The organism is Phycicoccus sp. Soil803 (assembly GCF_001429685.1).
Classification (GTDB): Bacteria; Actinomycetota; Actinomycetes; order Actinomycetales; family Dermatophilaceae; genus Pedococcus.
In genome coordinates this window covers 561,855-583,092 of sequence record NZ_LMST01000001.1, presented here as the reverse complement: position 1 = coordinate 583,092, position 21,238 = coordinate 561,855, and the positions used below count along the sequence as shown (strand labels likewise).

The window sequence follows — 21,238 nt, the reverse complement described above, 5'->3', positions numbered from 1 at the left end:
CGGAGGGTGCAGCCGAACGGCTGGGTCGGACCTCGAGTGCGGTTGGCGGCCTCAGCGGACATGCTCGGGCCGTGAGGTCAGGCCGGGGACAGCCAGGTCCACCCGGGCACGTTGCGCAGCACCCAGAACGCGAGCACGAGGGCCAGCAAGCCGTAGAGCACCGAGGCCGGTGCCGCCCAGGTCCTGGGGAGGCCACGCCAGCGGCGCCGCGTCCAGAGCACGAAGGCGACGAGGAGGCCGCCGGCCGCGAGCACCATCAAGGGATTGCGGGCCAGGGCGCCGACCACATCGCCGTGGGCGAGGTCGTGCAGGGCGCGCAACGATCCGCAGCCGGGGCAGTAGTAGCCGGTCACCGCCAGGAACGGGCAGGTCGGGTAGTGACCCGGCTGGTTGGGGTCGACCGTCGCGACCACGGACGTCGCGGCCACCGCCGCGGCCAGGACCAGCCCGGGCACGCGCAGCGCCCCGTACCCCCGTGCTCCGACGGGTGGTGCGGGGCGCTGCGGTGCCACGGTGGTGATGGATCCCTCCGGACCGGAACCTACTTGTTCAGGTTCGGCAGGACGAACGCGAAGTAGAGGCCGTTGACGACGACGCCGACGATGGCCGCGATGATCGCGAACCGCTTCGCCTTCTCCGACGAGGCCTGGGCTCCGGCGACGTCGCCCGAGGCGTACTTGCCGTTGACCTGGGCCGCGAAGACGATCGACGCGATGCCGAACGGGAGGCAGCAGAAGATCGTCGACAGGATGGCCCAGACGAGGTAGTTCGGCGGCGGCGTGCCACCCGCGGTCGGCTGGTTGTAGCCGGGCGCGGCGGGCGGGGGCGGCGGCGGAGTGCCGTAGTCAGACATGCTGGTGGGTCCCTTCGGGGTTGCGGGAGTCGCTCCCCCTTGGGGCGACTCCGCGAAACGGTAGCGGATCGGCGCAGGTCAAGGGGTGCAGATGACCCTCAGATCGCGCGGCGTCGCGCCACCTCGTACAGCGCCACCCCGGTGGCGATGCCGGCGTTGAGCGACTCGACCGCCGACGACATCGGGATCGACACGATCTGGTCGCAGGTCTCGCGCACCAGCCGCGACAGCCCCTTGCCCTCCGAGCCGGTCACGATGACGATCGGTTCGGTGGCCAGAGCCAGGTCGGGCAGCTGGACATCGCCGTCCATGTCGAGGCCGAGGACGAAGAACCCGGCCTTGCGGTACTCCTCCAGCGCGCGCGTCAGGTTCGCGGCGAGCGCGACCGGGACGCGGGCCGCGGCACCTGCGGACGTCTTCCACGCGCTCGCGGTCATCCCGACCGACCGGCGCTCGGGGACGACCACGCCGTGCCCGCCGAACGCCGCGACGGAACGGATGATGGCACCGAGGTTGCGCGGGTCGGTGATCCCGTCGAGCGCCACGACGAGCGGTATGCCGGGCGCCTGCGGGTCGATGAAGTCGCTGGGGTGCGCGTACTCGTAGGGCGGGACCTGCAAGGCCAGGCCCTGGTGGACCGCCCCGTCGGTGAGCCGGTCGAGCTCGCCCCTCGGGGTCTCGAGGATCGCGATGCCCTTGGCGGTCGCGGTCTTGAGCGCCTCGCGGACGCGGTCGTCCGAGTCGATCCGGCCGGCCACGTACATCGTGGTCACCGGCACGTCGGCGCGCAGTGCCTCGACGACGGAGTTGCGACCAGCCACGATCTCGCTGGACGCCTTGCCGCGACGCGACCCGCCCCGGCTCGCGCTGGGCCGGGCGCCCGGCTTGGAGCCGTGCTTCTCGACGGCCTTGGCGATGCGGTTGGCCTTGTGCTTGGGTCGGTCCTCGGCCTTCGGGGTCGGGCCCCTGCCCTCGAGGCCGCGACGGCGCTGGCCGCCGGACCCGACGGTGGCGCCCTTCTTCGACGCGCCCTTGCGGATGGCGCCACGTCGCTGGGAGTTGCCAGCCATGGGTGTTCCTCTCAGCTCTCGCGGCGGGCGAGCGACCAGTTCGCTCCCGACGCCGTGTCTTCGATGACGATGCCGACCGCACCCAGCTGGTCGCGGATGGCATCGGCGGTCGCAAAGTCGCGGGCGGCGCGGGCGGCTGCCCGGGCCTCCAGCTGCACCTGGACCAAGGCGTCGAGCGCCGCCTGCGCGTCGCCCGAGCCGTTGTCGCTGCCGTCGCCCCAGTGCGGGTCGAGCGGGTTGACGCCCAGCAGGTCGGTCATCGCCACGACCGCGGCGAAGGCCGTCGCGAGACCCTCGTCGTCGCCGTCGTCGATGGCGGTGTTGCCGGCCCGGACGGTGTCGTGGAGGACCGCGAGCGCACCTGACACGTTGAGGTCGTCGTCCATCGCCGCGGCATACGCATCGGGGATCGTGGTGTGGTCCGGGGAGGTGGACGTGCCCTCGGGCAGGGCGCGCAGCGCCCGGGTGAGGAAGCCCTCGATCCGCTCCACCGTCGCCTCGGCCTCGCGCAGCGAGCCCTCGTGGTACTCGATCGTCGAGCGGTAGTGCGCTGCCGTGAGGTAGTAGCGGACGGCCAGCGGGCGGGCCACCTTGGTGACCTCGGAGACGACCAGGCTGTTGCCCAGCGACTTGCTCATCTTCTCGCCGCCGACGGTCACCCAGGCGTTGTGCAGCCAGTAGGTCGCGAAACCGAGCCCGGCCGCGTGGGACTGCGCCTGCTCGTTCTCGTGGTGCGGGAAGCGCAGGTCCACGCCGCCGCCGTGGATGTCGAAGGCGTCGCCGAGGTACTTGCGCGCCATCGCCGAGCACTCGAGGTGCCAGCCGGGGCGGCCGACGCCGAACGGGGTGGCCCAGGAGGCGGTGGCCGGCTCCGTCTCCTTGCGTCCCTTCCAGAGCGCGAAGTCACGGGGGTCGCGCTTGCCGCGCGGGTCGGCGTCCTGCGCCGCCTCCATGTCCTCGATCTTCTGGTGGGTCAGCGAGCCGTACTCCGGGAAGCTCTTCACGTCGAAGTACACGTCACCGCTGCCGTCGGTGGCCGCGTAGGCGTGGCCCTTGTCGACGAGGGTCTCCATGAGCGAGACCATCTCGGGGATGTGCCCGGTGGCGCGGGGCTCGTAGGTGGGGGCCAGCACCGCGAGGGAGTCCAGCGCCGCGGCGGTGGCGACCTCGTTGCGGTAGGACAGCGCGAACCACTCCTCGCCGGCCTCGGCCGACTTCGCGAGGATCTTGTCGTCGATGTCGGTGACGTTGCGCACCAGGGTGACGTCGTAGCCGTGGCGCCCCTCGAGCCACCGCCGCAGGACGTCGAACGCCACGGCGAAGCGCACGTGCCCGATGTGGGGCGCCCCCTGGGTCGTGAGCCCACAGATGTAGATGCCCACCCGACCGGGAACCAGGGGGGTGAAGTCGCGCAGCTCGCGCGCGGCGGTGTCGTACAGGCGAAGACTCACGCGCGCAAGGCTACCTGCGCACGGCGGCCAGCCCGAACCGTCGCCGGTGACCCCGACCCGGGGGCTGCGTCAGTGGCCGCGGTCGAGCCAGTCCTGGAGGTGCGGGGCCTCCGCCGCGATGACCGTGGCGTCGCCGTGACCGGTCAGCACCACCGTCTCGTCGGGCAGGGTGAGCAGCCGGGCGCGGATCGACTCAACGATGGTCGGGAAGTCGCTGTACGACCGCCCGGTCGCGCCGGGACCACCGTTGAAGAGGGTGTCGCCGGTGAACACGACGTCGAGCGCGGGGGCGTAGAGGCAGCACGACCCCGGCGTGTGGCCGGGGGTGTGGATGACGTGCAGGTCCACGTCGCCCACGGTGATGACCTGGCCGTCGGCCAGCTCGCGGTCCGGGGTCACGGGGTACAGCTCGTCCCAGAGCATCCGGTCCGCAGGATGCAGGTATGCCGGGGCGCGGGTGCCGTCGCACACCTCACCGACCGCGTTGATGTGGTCGTTGTGGGCGTGCGTCGAGATAACCGCGACGACCCTGCGCTCGAGGTCGATCGACTTCACGATGGTGCGCCCGTCGTGGGCGGCGTCGATGATGACGCACTCCTTGTCGTCGCCGACGACCCAGACGTTGTTGTCGACCGCCCAGCTCCCGCCGTCGAGCTCGAACGTCCCGGACGTGACCACGCGGTCCACCCGCACGCCACCCGGGGACGGCGCGATGACCGGCATACCGGCGTTGTCGTCCTTGTCGCTGTCGCCCATCAGAGGACCACCACCGAGCGCAGGACCTCGCCACCCTCCATCTTGTCGAACGCCGCCTCGACGTCGCCGAGGCCGATCCGCTCGGACACGAAGGCGTCGAGGTCGAACCGCCCCTGCCGGTAGAGGTCGACCAGCATCGGGAAGTCACGGCTGGGCAGGCAGTCGCCGTACCAGCTGGACTTCAGGGCACCGCCGCGACCGAAGATCTCGATCATCGGCAGGGTGACCTGCTGGTCGGGGGTCGGGACGCCGACGAGGACCACGGTGCCCGCGAGGTCACGGGCGTAGAACGCCTGCTCGTAGGTCTCCGGCCGACCGACCGCCTCGACCACGACGTCGGCCCCGAAGCCGCCGGTGAGCTCGCGGATCCGCTCGACGACGTCCTCGTCCTTGCCGTTGATCGTGTGGGTCGCGCCGAACGACCTGGCGCCCGCGAGCTTCCGGTCGTCGACGTCGACGGCGATGATCGTCGTCGCGCCGGCCACGGTGGCTGCCGCGATGGCGGCGTTGCCGACCCCGCCGCACCCGATCACGGCGATCGAGTCGCCCCGGCCGACGCCCCCGGTGTTGACGGCGGCGCCGAAGCCGGCCATCACCCCGCAGCCGAGCAGGCCCACGGCGGCTGCGTCGGCGTCGGCGTCGACCTTCGTGCACTGGCCGGCCGCGACGAGGGTCTTCTCGATGAACGCCCCGATGCCGAGCGCCGGGCTGAGCTCGGTGCCGTCGGTGAGGGTCATCTTCTGCTTCGCGTTGTGGGTGTTGAAGCAGTACCACGGCTTGCCCTTGGCGCAGGCGCGGCACAGGCCGCAGACCGCCCGCCAGTTGAGGATGACGAAGTCGCCCGGCGCCACGTCGGTGACGCCCGCACCGACGGACTCCACGACGCCCGCGGCCTCGTGACCGAGCAGGAAGGGGAACTCGTCGTTGATGCCGCCCTCGCGGTAGTGCAGGTCCGTGTGGCAGACGCCGCAGGACTGCACCTGCACGACGGCCTCACCCGGTCCGGGGTCGGGCACGACGACGTCGACCAGCTCGACGTCGGCCCCCTTGCTGCGGGCGATGACTCCCTTGACGGTCTGCGGCATGGTGCGAGCTCCTCGTTCGAGAGACTGGGGGTGGGTTGGGCCGGGCGGTTGGTCAGGAGGTGGGGACGACGAGGGCGGTCGCGATCGCCGCGATCCCCTCGCTGCGACCGGTCAGGCCGAGCCCGTCCGTGGTCGTGCCGCTCAAGGACACCGACGCGCCGAGGGCGGCCGACATGGCGTCCTGCGCCTCCGCACGACGAGTGCCGATCTTGGGACGGGTGCCGATCACCTGGACGGCGACGTTGCCGATCTCGAATCCTGCTCCGCGCACGAGACGGGCCGCCTCGGCGAGCAGGGCGAGGCCCGAGGCCCCGGCGAGCTCAGGACGGTCCGTGCCGAAGTGCAGCCCGAGGTCGCCGATGCCCGCAGCGGAGAACAGCGCGTCGCACGCGGCGTGGCAGGCGACGTCGGCGTCGGAGTGCCCGTCGAGGCCACGTTCACCGGGCCAGGCCAGCCCCGCCACCCGCAGCTCGCGGTCCGATCCCTCGGGCGCGAACGCGTGCACATCGACGCCGACTCCCGTGCGCGGCATACCGGGAAGGTCCATGCGCCCCATCCAACCATCCGCGTCCGGGCCCTCGGCCCCGCGTGCCCGCGGTCAGGTGAGCTGCACCGACGCCGGCCTGCTCGCACCGCCGTCCTCGGCGCGGGCGCGGGCGAGGTATGCCGCGCGGAGACCTCCGCGGGCCCGGAAACCGAGGGCGGCAACAGCGTTCTCGCTCAGGCCCAGCCGCTCGCCGACGACCGACAGCGGCTCGCCCAGGATCAGGGTCCGCCACAGGACTTCCCGCCATCGCGGCGGCAGGGCCGACAGCACGTCGACGACCTCGTTCGCCCCCAGGACCGCGTCACTGCCGTCGGCCTGGAGCCGGTCCAGGACCTCCGGGTCGCCGACCGGGAGCTCACGGGCGCGCCTGCGGAGGCCGTCCACGTACAGGTTGCGGATGGTCGTCGCGAGATAGGGCCGGAACGCGTGCTCCGGACCGGACCCGTTCAGGATGGACGAGAGGACCCGGGTGAACGCGTCGCTGACCAGGTCGTCGGCCAGGCCGGGTCCGCCGATGGCCCGGGCGGTCCGCAGCGCTGCCGCGTGGTGGCGGGCGTAGAGCACGGACATCGCGGACACATCGCCGGAGCGGATCGCGCTGAAGAGGGTGACGTCCTCGACATCGGTGGGCTGCATGACCCGCGACGCTACTGAGGTCCCACAGCGTGGCTCTTGGTCCAGCGGTACGGAATCGGAACCAGCATTGGATCGCGGGTACAGAAGAGGTGCGGCGCCTCGGCTCGCAGCGCCCGAGCGAGCGGTGAGCCGCGGGCACCTCGGGACGCGCCCGCTAGCGTTGGCGCGTATGACCGCCACCGCCGAACCCCTGCCTGAACCGTTGGCCGTGCCCGTCCTCACCGGCACCCGGGTGACGCTCCGCCCGCACACCGAGGCCGACCTCGACCCCATCCTCGAGCGCTGCGTCGACCCGCTGACCAAGCGGTTCACCACGATCCCGCTGGAGTACACCCGCGAGATGGCGCAGGAGTACCTCGCCGGGCTGCTCCAGCCGTCGGAGGCGCGCGCCTCGTGGGCGATCGAGGTCGACGGCCGGTATGCCGGCACGATCGACCTGCGCGCGCTGCCCGTCGATGCCGGAGCGGGCGACCTGGGCTACGTGACGCACCCGGCCTTCCGTGGGCAGGGCGTGATGTCGGAGGCGGTGCGGCTGGTGGTGGCCCACGCCTTCGACACCCTCGGCTGGCAGACCGTCCGCTGGCAGGCCCATGCGGGGAACTGGGGCAGCGCGAAGGCGGTCTGGCGGGCCGGCTTCCCGGTGCCGGTCTTCGTGCCCGACCTGCTGCTCGAGCGGGGCCGGATCGTCGACGGCTGGATCAGCAGCATCCACGCGGAAGCCGACCGGCAGCCGGTCGCCCCCTGGGACGACGTGGTGGCCGCCCTGACCCGCTAGAAGGGGGATCCGCTAGAAGGGGGCGGTGAGGTGACGCTCGGCGACGGCGAGGTCGTCCGGAGTCGTGATCTTGAAGGCCAGCCGGTCGCCGTCGACCACCCGCACGTGGCCGCCCATCCGCTCGACCAGTGCGGCGTCGTCGGTGGCCTGCGCGCCGGACGCGTGGGCGTGCACCAGCACCTCGCGCAGGAAGGCCTGCGGGGTCTGGATCGCCCGCAGCGTGGAGCGGTCGGGAGTGCCGGTCACGCGACCCACGGCGTCGACCACCTTGACGGTGTCGGTGACGGGTATGCCGGGGACGACGGCCGGGTGACCCGACCGCACCTCGTGCACCAGGCGGGAGAACAGGCTGGCCGGAGCCAGCGCCCGGGCCGCGTCGTGGACCAGCACGATGCCGTCGTCGGGGCGCAGGGCCGCGAGGCCGGCGGCGACGGAGTCGGTGCGTTCGGCGCCACCGGCGACCACGTCCACGTCGCCAGGCCGGCTGCTCCGGGACGCGATCGCGCCCGCCTCCCTCAGGTGGGAAGCGGGCGCGACCACGACTACGTGGGAAACCTCGGGCGCCGTCAGGGCGCGCTGGACAGCGTGCTCGAGCAACGGCATACCCGCCACGACCACAAAGGCCTTGGGCTGGGTGGCGCCGAGCCGAGTGCCTTGCCCTCCAGCGACGAGGACGACGGCAACGCTCAGGAGGCGAGCACCTCGTCGAGGATGGCCTCGGCCTTGTCCTCGTTCGTCTTCTCAGCGAGCGCGAGCTCGGAGACGAGGATCTGGCGAGCCTTGGCGAGCATGCGCTTCTCGCCGGCCGACAGGCCACGGTCCTTGTCACGACGCCACAGGTCGCGGACGACCTCGGCCACCTTGATGACATCGCCGGAGGCGAGCTTCTCGAGGTTGGCCTTGTAGCGGCGCGACCAGTTGGTCGGCTCCTCGGTGTGGGGGGCGCGAAGGACTGCGAAGACCTTGTCGAGACCCTCCTGTCCGACGACGTCCCGGACGCCGATGTCCTCGCAGTTGTCTGCAGGAACCTCGATCGTCAGGTCGCCCTGGGCCACCTTGAGCTTGAGGTAGATCTTCTCCTCGCCCTTGATCGTGCGGGTATTGATTTCTTCGATCAGTGCAGCCCCGTGGTGGGGGTACACGACCGTCTCGCCGACCTTGAAAACCATGTGCTGTTTTCCCCTTTCGCGACCCTAAGAATATCACGACACGCCGACGTCAGGAAAGCCGAGCCAATTGCGTTTGCGCAGGTCAGGGGCCCGGAAAGGCATTGGGGGGCAACGATTTCGGTCTTGACAGAATGGCCATTTCCGTGCAACGCGTGCGGGTGCGCGCTCCGGTGAAGGTGGCCGGTAGGCTGTCCCCCGTGACCCGCCGAACCCCGCTGGCCCCGCGCTCCGGAGGCCGATCCACCAGCCCGCGACCGTCCCTGCGACGCCTCCTCCCGGTGGCCGTGGCCGGCGCAGCCCTGGCGCTGTCGGCCTGCCAGACCCAGTCACCGATCCAGACCGACGTCGCCTACGTCGCGGCCGACGGCGTGCCGGTCGACCTCGGGTCGGTCCAGCTGCGCGACCTCGTGGTCATCAGCGGCGGCAAGGACAAGCCCGGCGTGCTGTCCGCGTCGGTCAGCAACACCAGCGGTGACGCGCAGCGCATCTCCTTCTCCCTGCCCCAGGGACAGCCGGTGTATGCCGAGTCGCCGGCCTACTCCGAACGTCGCCTCTCGGACGAGAGCCAGGTCCAGCTCCCTGGCGTGCCGGTCAACCCGGGCGACGTCGTGACGTTGAGCATCCAGACGCCGACTGCCCCGGCCGTCGTGGTCGTCGTCCCCGTCCTCAAGGCCGCCGGCTACTACGCCTCGCTGGCCCCGACGAACGCCCCGACGCCGACCGACACCGCAGCCGCGACCCCCTGACGCCGCCGGCCTCGATCCTGCCCGCCGTGTTGGAAGTGGAACTACCGGATATCCGGAAGTAGTCCTTCCAACAGAGCGGGACGGGGGCCGAATCGGGTCAGTCGGACTCGAACTTGTAGCCCAGTCCGCGCACGGTCACGATGTGGCGCGGGTCGGCCGGGTCGGGCTCGATCTTGGCCCGCAGTCGCTTGACGTGGACGTCGAGCGTCTTGGTGTCACCGACGTAGTCGCTGCCCCAGACGCGGTCGATGAGCTGCATCCGGGTGAGCACCCGCCCGGTGTTGCGCAGCAGCATCTCGAGCAGCTCGAACTCCTTCAGCGGCAGGGCCGTGGGTTGACCCGACACGGTGACGATGTGCCGCTCGACATCCATGCGGACCGGCCCGGCCTCGATCGTCGCCGGCAGCAGGTCCTCCGGCTCGGCCAGGCGGCGCAGCACCGCCTTGATGCGGGCGAGCAGCTCACGCGAGGAGTAGGGCTTCGTGACGTAGTCGTCGGCGCCGATCTCCAGGCCGACCACCTTGTCGATCTCGCTGTCCTTGGCGGTCAGCATGATGACCGGCACGTTGGAGCGGGCCCGGATCGCGCGGCACACCTCGGTGCCGGAGAGGCCGGGCAGCATGAGGTCGAGCAGCACGAGGTCGGCACCGGAACGGTCGAAGTCCTCCAGCGCCTCGGGACCGGTCTCGGCCACGGCGACCTCGTACCCCTCCTTGCGCAACAGGTAGGACAACGGGTCCGAGAACGAGATCTCGTCCTCGACGACGAGGATGCGCGTCATGCGGTGGGTTCTCTCTTCTGGGAGGGAGGGTTCGGTGCGGGCGAGGTCTGGGAGGCGCGCTGCGGCGAGCGGTCGGAGGCGGCGGGGAGGCGGATGGTGAAGGTGGAGCCCCGCCCCTCCTCGCTCCACACGTCGACGTCGCCGCCGTGGTTGGCGCAGATGTGCTTGACGATGGCGAGCCCGAGGCCGGATCCACCGGTGGCGCGGGACCGGGCGTCGTCGACGCGGTAGAAGCGCTCGAAGATCCGGCCCTGTTCGGCCGCGGGGATGCCCTGGCCCTGGTCGGTGACGGTGATCTCGACCATCTCGTCGGCGATCCGGCCGCCGACCGCCACCCGGGTGCCGGGCTCGGAGTAGGCGACGGCATTGCCGATCAGGTTGCGCACGGCGGTCACGAGGAGGTCCTCGTCACCGAAGACCTTGAGGTCGGGGGCACAGGCCTCGGCGATGTCGATCTGCTTGGCGTCGGCGCCCACGCGCGAGTAGTCGATCGCCTCGTGGACGGCAGCTGTCACGTCGACCAGCCGGGGCTCGTGGAGCGTGTCGGCCACCTGCAGGCGGGACAGGTCGACGATCTCCTTGACCAGCTGCGCGAGCCGGTGGCTCTCGATCTGCATGCGCGAGGCGAACCGCTCGACGGCCTCCGGGTCGTCCTTGGCGTCCTGGATGGCCTCAGCGAGCAGGCCCAGCCCACCGACCGGGGTCTTGAGCTCGTGGCTCACGTTGGCGACGAAGTCGCGCCGCACCTCCTCGACCCGACGGGCCTGGGTGTGGTCCTCGACGAGGAGGAGCACGTGGCTGCTCCCGAGCGGCGCCACCCGGGCCTGCATGATCGAGCGACCCTGCCCGAGGGGACCCCTGGCGAGCTCGAGCTGGGACTCGCGGATCACGCCGTCGCGACGCACCTGCCTGGCGAGGTGGCGCAGCTCCCCGTGCACCAGCTCCCTGCCCTTGACCAGCCCGTAGGCCGTCGCGGACGGTGAGTTGTTGATGACCTCGTCGGCGGAGTCCACGACGATCGCACTCGAGCGGAGCACGGCGAGGACGTCGGCCACCCCTGACGGAAGGGGCGTGACGGAGGTGGTCGGCGGCATACTGGTCTGCTGGCGCTCGGAGTAGCGCACGGCGACCACCGCCAGGGCGCCGGTCAGCAGCCCGGCGAACCCGGCCAGGAGGGCGGCACTGGTCGCATCCACACCATCAATGTACGGTGCGCCGAGCACGAGACAGCGCACGCAGGAAGCAGCCCGAGCACGGCGTCTCCAGATGTTCACCTGAGGTCACCCGACCGTTCACTGCCTCGTGGGAGCCTCGGCTCGCACGCACCACCGCACCCACCCGTGCCAACACCCATAGGGAACCAATGCGCGACGCATTCCATGAGGACCTGGACACCATCTCGGAGCAGCTGGTCGAGATGACCCGCCTGGCCGGATCCGCCATGTCCCGTGCCACCACGGCCCTCCTCGATGGCGACATCAAGCTCGCCGAGTCGGTCATCGAGGCCGACAAGGAGCTCGACCGGCTCCGCGAGGACCTCGACGCCATGTCGATCGACCTGCTCGCCCGCCAGCAGCCGGTCGCGACCGACCTGCGCATGGTGGTCACGGGGATGCGGATGAGCGCCGACCTCGAGCGGATGGGCGACCTCGCCCGCCACGTCGCGAAGGTCGCCCGGCTCCGCTACCCCGACTCGGCCGTGCCCGCCGACATCCGCGCGACCATCCTCCAGATGGGTCAGGTCGCCGAGCGGATCGTCGCCAAGTGCGGCCAGGTCATCGCGGCCAAGGACGTCGAGGCCGCCAAGACGCTCGAGCGCGACGACGACGCGATGGACGAGCTGCACCGCACGCTCTTCAGCCACCTCATCGACGGGACGTGGAAGCACGGCACCGAGGCGGCCGTCGACATGACCCTCGTGGGCCGCTACTACGAGCGCTTCGCCGACCACGCCGTGTCGGTCGCCCACCGGGTCGTCTACCTGGTCACCGGCGAATGGGATGTCGCCGAGGACCACGAGGAGCAGGAGGACCGCGCCACCGAGCTGCGGTGACCCTGCTCCACAGAGAGGCCCGGACTGCCGCGGGGGTGGCGCGCCGGGCCTCTCTGCATGCCCAGCGCCCACACGCGCCCGCCGAGCCGTCATGAAAGGCCACAGAACCTCTCAACCTCGGGCACACTGACCCGCGTCTAACGGGCATGAGCATCGTTGCTGCCGTCGGGGGGAGGGTTGCCGTGGAGGCCACGGAGGAGGAGTTCGCCCGGTTCGTCCAGGCGCGCTGGGGCCAGCTGGTCCGCACGGCATACCTGCTGACCGGCGACCGAGGGCGCGCCGAGGACCTCGTGCAGACCACGCTGGTCAAGGTGCACCGGAGGTGGGCGCACATCGCGACGGTCGAGTCGCCGTATGCCTACACCCGCGCGGCGCTGGCCAACGAGTCGGCGTCCTGGTGGCGCCGCCGGCGGGTGGCCGAGTCGCTCGGCGACGTCCCTCTCCACGCCGACCGAGCCCCGGGCGATGCGTATGCCGCGTACGACACCCGCGACGAGCTCGCCCGGGCGGTGCTCGAGCTGCCGCCGCGGATGCGGGCGGTCGTGGTGCTCCGGTACTTCGACGACCTGTCCGAGGCGGACACGGCTTCAGCACTCGGGATGTCGGTCGGCTCGGTGAAGAGCCAGGCCTCGCGTGGCCTCGAACGGTTGCGAGCCGTCCTCGAGCGCACCGCGCAACCGGACGACCAGACCGAGACCAACGGCACCGAGAGGAGCCTGGCATGAGCGTCGAGACCCAGCTTCGAGAGGCGTTCTCCGCCCGGGCCGACCAGGTGGGTGGCCTCGGCGACAGCGACGGAGACCCGTACTCGCGGGTGGCCGCCGCCATCGCCGTCAGCCGCCGCCGGCGCCGCACCGCGACCCTCGCGGGTGTGGCGGCCGTGGTCGCGCTCGCGGTGGCCATCCCGTCCCTGGCCGGTGGGTCCGGGCGGGACACCACCACGCCCGCCAAGAAGACGACGGTCATCCCCGGGCCGACCGACCCCCGGTGGACCTTGGTGTCCACCTGGCCGATCCGTGGGTCGCTGGCCGGCGACCAGGCCTTCATCTCCTCCTTCCGCCAGGCGATGGGCCCGGCCTCGGTGATCTACGCGGGAGACATCGGCGCCGACCGGGTCGTCGTGACGTGGGACAGCGCCGCGGACTACTCGGAGACCCTGCAGGTCTACGCCGGTGACCGGGGAGCTCATGCCGCGGAGCTCACGACCATCGCCTCGGCGCCGCAAACCGCACCGGCCACCATCATCGTGCGCCGCGACTCCACGCCGGACGGCTGGATGCTCGTACTGACCCGGCCGGGCACCAGGTCGGCGGAGGTCTCCACGACAGCGACGATCCACGAGGACGGCACGGTCACCCGGTCCTGGAGGACCGTGCCGATCGAGGACGGCGCCACCGTCGTCGACCTCCACCAAGCCCCAGTGGCACTCACCCGGGTCCGAGTCGGCGGGTATGACGGCGGGGTCTTCCTGGTGGCCAGGTCCGGCACGATGAACCCGGACGCGGAGGGGTTCTGCGCGAACTGCACGGGGCAGGACTTCCTCGACCACGCCGTGCAGGGCACCAACTACGACGTCGCCACCACCCTCGGCCTGCGCACCGAGGACGTCAGCACCACCACGCTCGTCGACGCGAAGGTCGACCCGGCCGTGCTGGCCGTGTCGTCCCTCGGCGACGGCAAGCCGGACGGGTCGACCGGACGAATCTACGTCGGCCTGACCCGGCTCCCCGGCGGCCAGGTGGTCCGGACCGTCCAGCTCGGTGTCTCACACAAGGGCGGCGGCATGGCGTCGGCCGCCGAGACGGCGGTGCCGATCGACGCCGCGACGGCCGAGCAGCGTCCGGTCGTCCTGTACGGGTGGATCGGCGAGTCGTCCCCGACGCGTTACCAGGTCTTCGCGCCGAACGCCGCCAGCGTGCGTCTGGTGGGCGACGATCCCGCCTTCCCGAAGACCGCCACGAAACGGGTCGTCCGCGGCAGCGCCACCTTCAGCCTCAACGAGACCGGCGTGAGTGAGCACCGGCTGGTCGAGACCTACGACGCGTCGGGCTCCCTCACCGGCACCTGGCCGGTCGACCTCCCGAACCGCAACGACCCCTACGACGTGGAGCCCTGACGACCTGCGGCTACCGGCCCTGGTTGGCGACGGCGGCGGCAGCCTCGGCGGCCGCCTCCGGGTCGAGGTACTGCGCAGGCTCGGTCGGCATGAAGTCGTCACCGAGGGTGTAGACCAGCGGCTGGCCGGTGGGGATGTTGAGGGCAGCGATGTCCTCGTCACTGATGCCGTCAAGGTGCTTGACCAGGCCGCGAAGGCTGTTGCCGTGGGCGGTCACGAGCACCGTCTCGCCGGCCCGCAGGTCGTCCTGGATCGGCCCCTCCCAGTAGGGCATGAACCGCTCGATCACGTCCTTGAGGCACTCGGTGCGCGGCACCTCGATCCCGGCGTAGCGCGGGTCGGAGCTCTGGTCGTACTCGGACCCGACCTCGATCGGCGGCGGCGGGGTGTCGAACGACCGGCGCCACAGCATGAACTGCTCGTCGCCGTACTTGTCCCGGGTCGCGGCCTTGTCCAGCCCCTGCAGCGCACCGTAGTGCCGCTCGTTCAGCCGCCAGTCGCGACGCACCGGGATCCAGTGCCGGTCGGCGGCGTCGAGCGCGAGGTTCGCGGTCGTGATCGCGCGCCGCAGCACCGACGTGTGCACGACCGTCGGCAGGACTCCCTTGTCCTTCAACAGGTTTCCGCCGTTGACGGCTTCCTCACGTCCCTGGTCGTTGAGGTCGATGTCGACCCATCCGGTGAAGAGGTTCTTGGCGTTCCAGTCGGAGTGCCCGTGACGGAGCAGGATCAGCGTGTAGGCCATGGCGTCAGCCTAGCGAGCGCGCCCGGACCGGGTCGGCGGGCGTTCAGCGGGTGAGTCAGCCCGTGGGTTCCGGAGCCGGGTCGCCGTCGCGCTGGAGGATCGAGCGGAACGCCTCGAGGTTGCGCAGCGACTCACCGCGCGACACCCGCCAGTCCCACTCCTTCCTCATGCTGGACAGGAAGCCGATCGCCAGCAGCTCGTTGAAGTGCGCGTCCGCGGCTTCCAGGACCACCCCCAGCACCCGGTCGAGGTATGCCGCGTCGACGCCGAGCGCGGGCACGCGTCCGGTCACGTAGACGTCGCCTGCCTTGTCGACCGAGTAGGCCAGTCCGGGCAGCCGCAGGTTCTTGCGCAGCAGGTAGCGGTAGAAGGTCTCGTGGTTCTCGTCGGGGTTGCGCATGACGAAGGCTGACACCGACAGGGCGTCGGCCCCGGCGACGAGCGAGACGACCGTCTTGAGCTTCTTCTCCCCGGGCAGGGTCACGACGAACTCGCCCTCGCGGGCCCCCGCCTCCCACTCGATCTGCGCCTCGGCGAGGAACTCCTCGACGACCCCGGCCAGCCCGCTCCACGCGCTCGACCCGCTGGCCGCGCTCGACGCGGTCACGGGACCACCGCCGCAGGAATGCCAGCCAGCGAGCCGTTGGGTGAGGGCGCGTCCTTGGAGAAGGCGCGCGACCGGCAGGCCTCGACGTAGACCTCGTAGAGACGTTCGGTCGTGCGGTCCCACCCGAAGAGCGCGGCATGCTGGATCGCCTTGCGGCTCAAGGCTTCTCGCCGCTCCGGGTTGACCAACAGCGCCTCGAGCGCCAGCGACCAGACGTGGGGGTCGTGCCCGTCGACGAGCACGCCGGCATCGCCGACCGCGGTGGGGAGGCCGCCCACGTCGGCGGCCACCACCGGGGTGCCGCACGCCTGCGCCTCGACGGCGACCAGCCCGAACGACTCCGAGTGCGAGGGCACCGCGACGAGGTCCGCAGCGCGGTACCAGTCGGCCAGCTGGGCCCGCGGCACCGGCGGCACGAACCGGACCTGCGCGCTGATGCCAAGGCCCTCCGCGAGCTCCTCAAGCCCTCGTGGGTGGGCCAGGCCCGACCCCGACGGCCCGCCGAGCACCGCGACGACGAGCTCGCCCGCCCACTGGGGGTGCCGACCGAGCAGCTCCGCCGCCGCCTTGACCAGCACCTCAGGCGCCTTGAGCGGCTGGATCCGGCCGACGAAGAGCAGCACCTTGGCGTCCTGCGGCAGCCCGACCGCGGCTCGGGCCGCGCGCGCGTCCCCTGGTGAGAACAGCGACAGGTCCACGCCGGGAGGCACCACGACCACCTTGTCGGGCTCCGCGGCATACAGGTCGATCAGCTCGTTGCGCTCACCCAGGGTGTTGGCGATGAGGCGGTCCGCCGCCTCCACGACCTGGACCTCACCGATCTCGCGGCCGGAGGGTTCGGGGAGGTCGCCTTCGGCGAGGTGCTGGTTCTTCACCCGCGCCATGGTGTGCATGGTGTGCACGAGGGGGACCTGCCAGCGGTCGGCGGCGAGCCACCCGACCTGTCCCGAGAGCCAGTAGTGCGAGTGGACCAGGCTGTAGTGCCCCTCGGGCTCGTGCGCGCCGGTGCGCATCACGCCGGCGGCGAAGGCGCAGAGCTGGCCGGGCAGGTCGTCCTTGCCGAGGCCTTCGTACGGCCCGGCCGTCACGTGGCGCACCGTGACGCCGGGCTCCATCTCGACGGTCGGCGGGAGGTCCGCGGTCGTGGTGCGGGTGAAGATCTCGACCTCGACGCCGCGCTTGGCCAGCTGGTGGGCGACCTCGACGACGTAGACGTTCATGCCCCCGGCGTCACCGGTGCCGGGCTGCTCCAGCGGGGAGGTGTGGACGCTGAGCATCGCGACGCGGTCGATGCGTTCGCAGCAGCCCATGTCGCGAGTCTGCCACGCGTCCCCGGACGCTTACGAGGTGGAGGTCGGTGCGGGGCGCGCCTGCGAGGAGACCGTGAGGAAGCACGCTGCGGTCCAGACGTGGATGTCGGTACGCCCGTCCTCGCGGATGTCGACGCCGCGGGCCACCCGTTGCGGACCCACCCCGACGTCCGTGCCGAGCAGCGTGGAGAACACCGCGCGCCCCTCGATCGTGTCGGGGTCCACCCAGTTGGCGGTCTTGCGCAGGTTCACGGCTGGCAAGCCCGGACGGATGCCGACCGTCAGCGGCTCGCGGTTGAGGTGCCAGACGACCCCGTCGGCGCCGCCGACCGACGCGCCGACCCGGATCACGCCACCGCCGGCCTCGATGCGCAAGGTCAGCGGGAGGGTCCGGGTCCCGTCACCGACCGTGCCGAAGTAGGTGGCCCGCCCGGGCAGGAAGTCCAGCTCGGTGATGCTGACGTTGTCGAACTGGTGCGTCACCCGCTCCTGCGTGTGCCCGTCGCCGCCGGTCGTGGCGCTGCCCTCGACGGCGGACAGCATCGACCCGCCGATGACGGTCTGCAGCAGGAGCGTGTTGTCGCGGCTTATCCGCAGGCCGTCGGAGTAGAGCGACACGGTCACCCCACCGCCCAGGGTGGCGACCCCCTTGGCGTCGTCCTTCACCGTGAGCAGGCCGGGCGGCACGTCGACGAAGCCCTCCCCGCGGCCGATCCAGCCCGGCACGTTGGTGGCCAGGCCCAGCAGGGCGAGGGCGGCCAGCGAGGCCACGAGCGCGACCATGCTGCGGCTGATGTCGCGCTCTCGCCAGTGCAGCTCGGGCCACCTGGGGGTCGACCACCTCCTCGACGCCGCGTGGTTCGACGGCTGGTTCGACGGCTGGTTCGACGGCTGGTTCGACGGCGTCATGGCGCGTCCGCCAGGGCGGCGAAGCCCTCCAGGAGACGGTCCACCGACCAGCGCAGCTGCGCCTCCCCCACCCACGCGGCCGCGGTGTCGCGGGTGGCCGCGGTCAGCGGGTGCGTCTCGGCCGGCACGAACTCCAGTCCCGCGCGCCGTCCTGCGATCCGCTCGGACTCGGGCGTGAGCGGCACCGTGCCGTCCGTCTCGGCCATGGCGAGGGCGGCGAAGCCGATCACCTGGACGATCAAGGTGTATGCCGCGCGGCTGGCCTGCGCGGGCGGCAGGCCGGCCTTGGTCAGCTCGCGGAGCAGCCCCTCGCCGAGCTCCATCGCCTGCGGTCCGTCCATCGGCGCGTTCATGAACAGCTGGGCCGCCCCCGGGTGCCGCACCAGGGCCGCGTGCACGTCGAGGCACAGCCCGCGGATCCGCGACTGCCAGGTGCCACGGCTCGCGCGGTGCGGGACCTCGGCCAGCACCGACTCGACGACCAGGCGCTCGAGGTCCTCCCGACTGCGCACGTAGGTGTACAGCGCATTGGGGTTGATGCCCAGCTCGGTGGCCACGGCGCGCACGGACAGCCCGGCCGCGCCTCGCTCGTCCAGCACCCGCAGGGCCGTCAGGGCGACCTGCTCGGTGCTGAACCCGCGGCGCGTCGAAGGTTTCTTCGGCGCAGGGGGTGACATGCGGCTACTGTACACCGTACAGTTTGCTGTACACCGTACAGAGAAAGGCGGACACCATGTCCCTCCAGTCAGCTCCCTCCCTTCCGTCAGTCCCCTCCGCGGGCCCCTCCTCAGGTCCCTCCTCACCGCTGGCCGTCGCCTCGGCTGTCGACTCCGACCTGGTGACCGTGCCGCGTCGGCGCACCGCGGTCCTCGTCGTGGCCGCGACGGTCACGCTCAACGCCGCCTTCACTGTGCTGGGCAGCGTCCTGGGCTACCCCGACGTGCTCGCCGAGCCGGCCGCCGACGTGCTGGCCCTCGTCGACGCGCACCGCACCGAGGTGGTCACGTGGTTCGCCCTGCTGACCGCCGGCGCGCTCCTCATCGCCCCGATCGCCCTCGGCCTGGCACCGGCGGTCGACCTCCGGTGGCGTCGCGCGAGTGTCGTGCTGGGCGTCGCGGCAGCCACCGCGCAGGCGATCGGCCTGAGCCGGTGGGTGTGGCTGGTGCCGTTCCTGGCCGAGCACCCGACCGCTGACGACGAGCAGACCTACCGCCTCGCGGCGACCGTCCTCGGCACGGGGCTCGGCGAGACCACCGGCTACCTCCTCACCGCGGCGTGGACCGTCACGCTCTGCCTCGGCGCGCGCGCCCTCCTCCCCACTGGCCTCCGCTGGGCCGGGGTCGCCTGCGCTGCCGCCATCGCGGTCGGCGCCCTCGTGCCCCTCGACGTCCCGGGCGCCGACACCGTCAACTTCATGGGGTACGTCGCGTGGTCGGTCTGGCTGCTCGTCCTCGCCGGCCGGATCCTGTGGCTGCGTCGCGGCCGCATCGCCTGACCCACCCCCGACGTGTTGCCACCTGTGCCTCACGGATCCCCCGATCGCGGGGCCTGGTGAGGCACCAGTGGCAACAAGTGGGCTGGCTCTAGGCTGCGGAGGTGGCTCGGCAGCGCCCGGTGGGCACCATCACCCGCGGCACCACCAACCCCAACCGGCTGCGACGAGTCGACCGCTGGCTCGCCGGCCCGCAGGCGTGGCGACTCCGCCGACCGGGGCCGGCGCCGGTCGTGGTCGACCTCGGCTACGGCGCCTCACCCGTGACGGCGGTCGAGCTGCACGACCGGCTCAGGCGCGTCCGGCGCGACGTCGAGGTGGTGGGCATCGAGATCGAGCCCGACCGGGTCGCGCTCGGCCAGCCGCTCGAACGCGAGGGCCTGTCGTTCCGGTTGGGCGGGTTCGAGGTGCCGCTGGACGGTCGCCAGGCGACCGTGGTCAGAGCCTTCAACGTGCTGCGGCAGTACGACGAGTCAGAGGTGGCCGCGGCCTGGGCCACCGTGCAGCAGCGACTGACCCCCGACGGGCTCCTCGTCGACGGCACCTGTGACGAGCTCGGTCGGCGCAGCGCCTGGATCGCCGTCGACCGGTCGGGTCCGGTGTCCCTCAGCCTGTCCTGGCGTCTGCGCGGGCTGGACCGGCCCTCCGACATCGCCGAGCGGCTGCCCAAGTCGCTGATCCACCGCAACGTCGAGGGCGAGGCCGTGCACGACTGGCTGCGAGCGCTCGACGAGGCCTGGCTCCGGGCCGCGCACCAAGCCAGCTTCGGGGTGCGCCAGCGCTTCCTGGCCGCCGTGGAGACGGTCCGTGCCGAGGGCTGGCCGGTCAACGACGGGCCCGCCCGGTGGCGGTTGGGCGAGGTCACGGTCGACTGGTCTGCCGTCGCCCCTGCGGGTCAGGCGTCGCGGGCGTAGTCGTCCTCGAGGCGGACGATGTCGGCCTCGTCGAAGTCGCCGTACGCGATCTCCAGCAGTCGACCGGCCTGCTCACCCTGGTTGGCCATCCGGTGCACGGCATTGCAGGGCACCCAGACGGCCTCACCGGGCTGTGCGGTCCAGGTGCGGTCCCCAACCGTCACGACGATCGGCACGTCGAGGACCTGCCAGAACTCGCCCCGGTGGTCGTGGGTCTGCAGCGACAGCCGGTGTCCCGGCTCGACCGTGATGATCTTGACGGTGACCCGCTCGTTGGAGACGAACTGCTGGAACTGCCCCCAGGGCCGGTGCTGCGTGAAGATCCCGTCGCGCGGATCGGGCATCTCGGTCACGTCGGTCCCCTCGGTCATGCTTGCCACTCTGTAACCTCTGCGATTCCGGCCCGGCCGGCGCCGCACCCCTCGGTCACCACGGTCCGTACGGTCCCATGTGCTGGCCCCCACCGCGACCACCGCTGACCTGTCGGAGCGCCGGTCGGACGTCAGCGAGGTAGATCCCTGCGGCCACGACGGCGATCAGGCCGATGGAGAAGGTCAGCTGGCTCCCCACCGACACGAAGCCGAGCAGGACGGCGATCCCGAGGACGATCGACCAGAACTGCTTGGTGCGCTTGCCCGCCGCGACGAACGCGTCCGGACGGTGTCGCACGCAGTCGACGAGGGCGAACACCTCGGCGGCGAAGGCGGCGAGCCCCAGCAGCAGGGTGACGATGCCCTGGGCGGTGAACAGTCCGTTGAACATGGGGACAGCCTAAGGGTCAGCAGACACCCGCACGATCAGACCTCGACGACCAGCGTGACCGGACCGTCGTTGACGAGCATGACCTCCATCATGGCCCCGAAGCGGCCGGTCGCCACCTCGATCCCGCGACCGCGCAGCGCCGCCACGACCGCCTCGACCAGCGGCTCGGCGACCGGGCCGGGGGCTGCGGCGCCCCACGACGGACGCCGCCCCTTGCGCGTGTCGGCGTACAACGTGAACTGGCTGACCACGAGCACCGGGGCACCCTCGTCGACCACGGACCGCTCGTCGCGCAGGATCCGCAGGTCGCCGATCTTGCGGGCGAGCGCCTCCGCCTGGTCGGGACCGTCGTCGTGGGTCACCCCGACCAGCGCCAGCAGCCCGGGGCGGTCGATCGACCCGACGACCTCACCCTCGACCGTGACCGAGGCGCTGGTCACCCGCTGCAGGACGGCGCGCAC

27 protein-coding genes are annotated in these 21,238 nt (G+C 71.6%); 7 read left to right on the top strand and 20 right to left on the bottom strand.

From position 1 onward, the window contains the following. Positions 1-77 precede the first annotated feature (77 nt). The 8 genes from ASG95_RS02795 to ASG95_RS02760 form a co-directional block, all read right to left on the bottom strand. The gene (locus tag ASG95_RS02795) at positions 78-512 is read right to left on the bottom strand and encodes a DUF2752 domain-containing protein (RefSeq protein WP_235543275.1); all 435 of its coding nucleotides are present in this window, start codon (positions 510-512) and stop codon (positions 78-80) included. A 29-nt stretch (positions 513-541) separates the two neighbouring features. After that, entirely contained in the window at positions 542-853 is a 312-nt protein-coding gene (locus ASG95_RS02790) for a CD225/dispanin family protein (RefSeq protein WP_056922099.1), read from the bottom strand. Between the two features lie 98 nt (positions 854-951). Then, positions 952-1,923 carry a 23S rRNA (guanosine(2251)-2'-O)-methyltransferase RlmB gene (gene rlmB, locus ASG95_RS02785; protein ID WP_056922098.1) on the bottom strand — a complete coding sequence of 324 codons (972 nt, stop codon included), beginning with the start codon at positions 1,921-1,923 and terminating at the stop codon, positions 952-954. A gap of 11 nt (positions 1,924-1,934) precedes the next feature. Then, positions 1,935-3,374 carry a cysteine--tRNA ligase gene (gene cysS, locus ASG95_RS02780; RefSeq protein WP_056922097.1) on the bottom strand — a complete coding sequence of 480 codons (1,440 nt, stop codon included), beginning with the start codon at positions 3,372-3,374 and terminating at the stop codon, positions 1,935-1,937. Positions 3,375-3,443: 69 nt separating this feature from the next. Next, positions 3,444-4,130, bottom strand: a complete 687-nt coding sequence (locus ASG95_RS02775; RefSeq protein ID WP_235543273.1) for an MBL fold metallo-hydrolase — start codon at positions 4,128-4,130, stop codon at positions 3,444-3,446. After that, positions 4,130-5,215, bottom strand: coding sequence for an S-(hydroxymethyl)mycothiol dehydrogenase (locus ASG95_RS02770; protein ID WP_057376481.1), 1,086 nt, complete (start codon positions 5,213-5,215; stop codon positions 4,130-4,132). The genes ASG95_RS02775 and ASG95_RS02770 overlap by 1 nt, the downstream gene beginning before the upstream one ends. 52 nt (positions 5,216-5,267) lie before the next feature. Then, on the bottom strand, positions 5,268-5,762 hold the full coding sequence (ispF, locus tag ASG95_RS02765; protein ID WP_057376480.1) for a 2-C-methyl-D-erythritol 2,4-cyclodiphosphate synthase: 495 nt from the start codon (positions 5,760-5,762) through the stop codon (positions 5,268-5,270). Between the two features lie 51 nt (positions 5,763-5,813). Then, on the bottom strand, positions 5,814-6,398 hold the full coding sequence (locus tag ASG95_RS02760) for an RNA polymerase sigma factor (RefSeq protein ID WP_057376479.1): 585 nt from the start codon (positions 6,396-6,398) through the stop codon (positions 5,814-5,816). 169 nt (positions 6,399-6,567) lie between these two features. On the opposite strand from ASG95_RS02760, the gene ASG95_RS02755 reads away from it, so the two are divergent. Beyond that, positions 6,568-7,173: a GNAT family N-acetyltransferase gene (locus ASG95_RS02755; RefSeq protein WP_057376478.1), complete on the top strand. Its 606-nt coding sequence runs from the start codon at positions 6,568-6,570 to the stop codon at positions 7,171-7,173. Positions 7,174-7,185: 12 nt separating this feature from the next. Here the strand turns inward: ASG95_RS02755 and ispD are convergent, their stop codons facing one another. Together ispD and ASG95_RS02745 are read right to left on the bottom strand one after the other, a co-directional pair. Then, entirely contained in the window at positions 7,186-7,863 is a 678-nt protein-coding gene (ispD, locus tag ASG95_RS02750; RefSeq protein ID WP_057376477.1) for a 2-C-methyl-D-erythritol 4-phosphate cytidylyltransferase, read from the bottom strand. Then, a complete protein-coding gene (locus ASG95_RS02745; RefSeq protein WP_056922091.1) occupies positions 7,860-8,342 on the bottom strand; it encodes a CarD family transcriptional regulator in 483 nt (160 codons plus the stop codon). The genes ispD and ASG95_RS02745 overlap by 4 nt, the downstream gene beginning before the upstream one ends. Positions 8,343-8,539: 197 nt before the next feature. On the opposite strand from ASG95_RS02745, the gene ASG95_RS02740 reads away from it, so the two are divergent. Beyond that, positions 8,540-9,088, top strand: coding sequence for a hypothetical protein (locus tag ASG95_RS02740; RefSeq protein WP_057376476.1), 549 nt, complete (start codon positions 8,540-8,542; stop codon positions 9,086-9,088). Positions 9,089-9,185: 97 nt separating this feature from the next. On the opposite strand, the gene ASG95_RS02735 is transcribed toward ASG95_RS02740, so the two are convergent. After that, entirely contained in the window at positions 9,186-9,869 is a 684-nt protein-coding gene (locus tag ASG95_RS02735) for a response regulator transcription factor (protein ID WP_056922089.1), read from the bottom strand. Then, positions 9,866-11,065: a cell wall metabolism sensor histidine kinase WalK gene (locus ASG95_RS02730; RefSeq protein WP_082592274.1), complete on the bottom strand. Its 1,200-nt coding sequence runs from the start codon at positions 11,063-11,065 to the stop codon at positions 9,866-9,868. Before ASG95_RS02730 ends, ASG95_RS02735 begins: the two co-directional genes overlap by 4 nt. Positions 11,066-11,232: 167 nt before the next feature. On the opposite strand from ASG95_RS02730, the gene phoU reads away from it, so the two are divergent. From phoU to ASG95_RS02715, 3 genes are all read left to right on the top strand, one after another. Next, on the top strand, positions 11,233-11,922 hold the full coding sequence (gene phoU / locus ASG95_RS02725; RefSeq protein ID WP_057376475.1) for a phosphate signaling complex protein PhoU: 690 nt from the start codon (positions 11,233-11,235) through the stop codon (positions 11,920-11,922). A 146-nt stretch (positions 11,923-12,068) separates the two neighbouring features. After that, positions 12,069-12,647, top strand: coding sequence for a SigE family RNA polymerase sigma factor (locus ASG95_RS02720; protein ID WP_057376474.1), 579 nt, complete (start codon positions 12,069-12,071; stop codon positions 12,645-12,647). Beyond that, a complete protein-coding gene (locus ASG95_RS02715) occupies positions 12,644-14,038 on the top strand; it encodes a hypothetical protein (RefSeq protein WP_057376473.1) in 1,395 nt (464 codons plus the stop codon). Before ASG95_RS02720 ends, ASG95_RS02715 begins: the two co-directional genes overlap by 4 nt. Positions 14,039-14,048: 10 nt before the next feature. On the opposite strand, the gene ASG95_RS02710 is transcribed toward ASG95_RS02715, so the two are convergent. The 5 genes from ASG95_RS02710 to ASG95_RS02690 are packed head-to-tail and all read right to left on the bottom strand — an operon-like array spanning position 14,049 to position 18,286. After that, a complete protein-coding gene (locus ASG95_RS02710) occupies positions 14,049-14,783 on the bottom strand; it encodes a phosphoglyceromutase (protein ID WP_057376472.1) in 735 nt (244 codons plus the stop codon). A 55-nt stretch (positions 14,784-14,838) separates the two neighbouring features. Continuing rightward, on the bottom strand, positions 14,839-15,345 hold the full coding sequence (locus ASG95_RS02705) for a YbjN domain-containing protein (RefSeq protein ID WP_157582374.1): 507 nt from the start codon (positions 15,343-15,345) through the stop codon (positions 14,839-14,841). Between the two features lie 41 nt (positions 15,346-15,386). Continuing rightward, positions 15,387-16,700 carry a D-inositol-3-phosphate glycosyltransferase gene (gene mshA / locus ASG95_RS02700; RefSeq protein ID WP_057376470.1) on the bottom strand — a complete coding sequence of 438 codons (1,314 nt, stop codon included), beginning with the start codon at positions 16,698-16,700 and terminating at the stop codon, positions 15,387-15,389. A gap of 30 nt (positions 16,701-16,730) precedes the next feature. Beyond that, positions 16,731-17,609, bottom strand: a complete 879-nt coding sequence (locus ASG95_RS02695; protein ID WP_057376469.1) for a hypothetical protein — start codon at positions 17,607-17,609, stop codon at positions 16,731-16,733. Further along, positions 17,606-18,286 (bottom strand): TetR/AcrR family transcriptional regulator, encoded by a 681-nt coding sequence (locus tag ASG95_RS02690; RefSeq protein WP_057376468.1) that lies wholly within the window; start codon positions 18,284-18,286, stop codon positions 17,606-17,608. The genes ASG95_RS02695 and ASG95_RS02690 overlap by 4 nt, the downstream gene beginning before the upstream one ends. Before the next feature lie 56 nt (positions 18,287-18,342). Here ASG95_RS02690 and ASG95_RS02685 point away from each other — a divergent pair, with 56 nt between their 5' ends. After that, on the top strand, positions 18,343-19,104 hold the full coding sequence (locus ASG95_RS02685; RefSeq protein ID WP_082592273.1) for a DUF4386 family protein: 762 nt from the start codon (positions 18,343-18,345) through the stop codon (positions 19,102-19,104). Positions 19,105-19,205: 101 nt separating this feature from the next. Continuing rightward, positions 19,206-20,015: a hypothetical protein gene (locus tag ASG95_RS02680; RefSeq protein ID WP_057376467.1), complete on the top strand. Its 810-nt coding sequence runs from the start codon at positions 19,206-19,208 to the stop codon at positions 20,013-20,015. Here the strand turns inward: ASG95_RS02680 and ASG95_RS02675 are convergent. From ASG95_RS02675 to dtd, 3 genes are read right to left on the bottom strand one after another with little or no spacing between them, the layout of a single operon-like run. Beyond that, positions 19,997-20,386 (bottom strand): phosphomannose isomerase type II C-terminal cupin domain, encoded by a 390-nt coding sequence (locus tag ASG95_RS02675; protein WP_082592272.1) that lies wholly within the window; start codon positions 20,384-20,386, stop codon positions 19,997-19,999. The genes ASG95_RS02680 and ASG95_RS02675 overlap by 19 nt on opposite strands. A gap of 55 nt (positions 20,387-20,441) precedes the next feature. Further along, a complete protein-coding gene (locus ASG95_RS02670; protein ID WP_056922081.1) occupies positions 20,442-20,777 on the bottom strand; it encodes a DUF2516 family protein in 336 nt (111 codons plus the stop codon). A 35-nt stretch (positions 20,778-20,812) separates the two neighbouring features. Next, complete coding sequence (gene dtd / locus ASG95_RS02665; protein WP_056922080.1) at positions 20,813-21,238, bottom strand: D-aminoacyl-tRNA deacylase; 426 nt, start codon at positions 21,236-21,238, stop codon at positions 20,813-20,815.

Bases quoted from the DNA above. Each gene is read 5' to 3' on its own strand.
- ASG95_RS02790 (WP_056922099.1), bottom strand. From the start codon at position 853: ATGTCTGACTACGGCACTCCGCCGCCGCCCCCGCCCGCCGCGCCCGGC.
- rlmB (WP_056922098.1), bottom strand. From the start codon at position 1,923: ATGGCTGGCAACTCCCAGCGACGTGGCGCCATCCGCAAGGGCGCGTCG.
- ASG95_RS02775 (WP_235543273.1), bottom strand. From the start codon at position 4,130: ATGGGCGACAGCGACAAGGACGACAACGCCGGTATGCCGGTCATCGCG.
- ASG95_RS02770 (WP_057376481.1), bottom strand. From the start codon at position 5,215: ATGCCGCAGACCGTCAAGGGAGTCATCGCCCGCAGCAAGGGGGCCGAC.
- ispF (WP_057376480.1), bottom strand. From the start codon at position 5,762: ATGGACCTTCCCGGTATGCCGCGCACGGGAGTCGGCGTCGATGTGCAC.
- ASG95_RS02760 (WP_057376479.1), bottom strand. From the start codon at position 6,398: ATGCAGCCCACCGATGTCGAGGACGTCACCCTCTTCAGCGCGATCCGC.
- ASG95_RS02755 (WP_057376478.1), top strand. From the start codon at position 6,568: ATGACCGCCACCGCCGAACCCCTGCCTGAACCGTTGGCCGTGCCCGTC.
- ASG95_RS02745 (WP_056922091.1), bottom strand. From the start codon at position 8,342: ATGGTTTTCAAGGTCGGCGAGACGGTCGTGTACCCCCACCACGGGGCT.
- ASG95_RS02735 (WP_056922089.1), bottom strand. From the start codon at position 9,869: ATGACGCGCATCCTCGTCGTCGAGGACGAGATCTCGTTCTCGGACCCG.
- phoU (WP_057376475.1), top strand. From the start codon at position 11,233: ATGCGCGACGCATTCCATGAGGACCTGGACACCATCTCGGAGCAGCTG.
- ASG95_RS02720 (WP_057376474.1), top strand. From the start codon at position 12,069: ATGAGCATCGTTGCTGCCGTCGGGGGGAGGGTTGCCGTGGAGGCCACG.
- ASG95_RS02715 (WP_057376473.1), top strand. From the start codon at position 12,644: ATGAGCGTCGAGACCCAGCTTCGAGAGGCGTTCTCCGCCCGGGCCGAC.
- ASG95_RS02710 (WP_057376472.1), bottom strand. From the start codon at position 14,783: ATGGCCTACACGCTGATCCTGCTCCGTCACGGGCACTCCGACTGGAAC.
- mshA (WP_057376470.1), bottom strand. From the start codon at position 16,700: ATGGGCTGCTGCGAACGCATCGACCGCGTCGCGATGCTCAGCGTCCAC.
- ASG95_RS02695 (WP_057376469.1), bottom strand. From the start codon at position 17,609: ATGACGCCGTCGAACCAGCCGTCGAACCAGCCGTCGAACCAGCCGTCG.
- ASG95_RS02690 (WP_057376468.1), bottom strand. From the start codon at position 18,286: ATGTCACCCCCTGCGCCGAAGAAACCTTCGACGCGCCGCGGGTTCAGC.
- ASG95_RS02685 (WP_082592273.1), top strand. From the start codon at position 18,343: ATGTCCCTCCAGTCAGCTCCCTCCCTTCCGTCAGTCCCCTCCGCGGGC.
- ASG95_RS02675 (WP_082592272.1), bottom strand. From the start codon at position 20,386: ATGACCGAGGGGACCGACGTGACCGAGATGCCCGATCCGCGCGACGGG.
- ASG95_RS02670 (WP_056922081.1), bottom strand. From the start codon at position 20,777: ATGTTCAACGGACTGTTCACCGCCCAGGGCATCGTCACCCTGCTGCTG.